General features: G+C 44.9%; 1 protein-coding gene. It reads right to left on the reverse strand.

Annotation, left to right across the window (positions count from 1 at the left end; translation table 11 throughout):
* Positions 1 to 579, reverse strand: a 579-nt coding sequence (locus tag R8O10_RS26525; protein WP_318192139.1) for a hypothetical protein, incomplete at both ends; no start/stop codon positions are given.

Raw genomic sequence — 579 nt, forward strand, 5'->3', positions numbered from 1 at the left:
ATAAGTTATCTTGCGTATTGGCATTCTCAGTACCAAGGATAGAGCCGTCACGGCCTTTATCTTCGAAAGACAACACCGATGAGGTATCGATTTGTGCATTTCTGTCTGTCACGGAGATGTCGAGATCGGCGGTACTCGTATCTCCGTCACCATCGGTATCCGTAACATGAACCGTGAAATCGATTGAAGCCGCATCGGTATGATCAAGATCGTCATTTGGTCTAAAGCTAATAGAGCCGTCAGTTCGAACAATCAAACGTCCAATTTCAGTGTCAACGCCGTTTAGGGTTTTATGTACAAAAACCGTTTGATTGCTGCCGGTAAGATCAACGGTTGTCATATCTATTCCATTTTGTTTGAAATAGATACCTGAATCGTCTGCGCTAAATGAGGTCAGCTCACTACCATCTGCACCATAATTTAAGTCGCCTTCTACAGGATCTTGGAACAGTTGAACGGTTCGCGTTCCTTGCCCTTCAACACGAGTGATGGAACTATCGTAAATCGTTGGAACATCATCTGTGATCGTCACAGGAAGATTGATACCAGCGGTATCGCCATCCACATCCGTCGCAAACA

The sequence above is a fragment of the Vibrio sp. 1727 genome, from assembly GCF_033344415.1.
In the GTDB taxonomy this organism is placed as follows: Bacteria; Pseudomonadota; Gammaproteobacteria; order Enterobacterales; family Vibrionaceae; genus Vibrio; species Vibrio alginolyticus.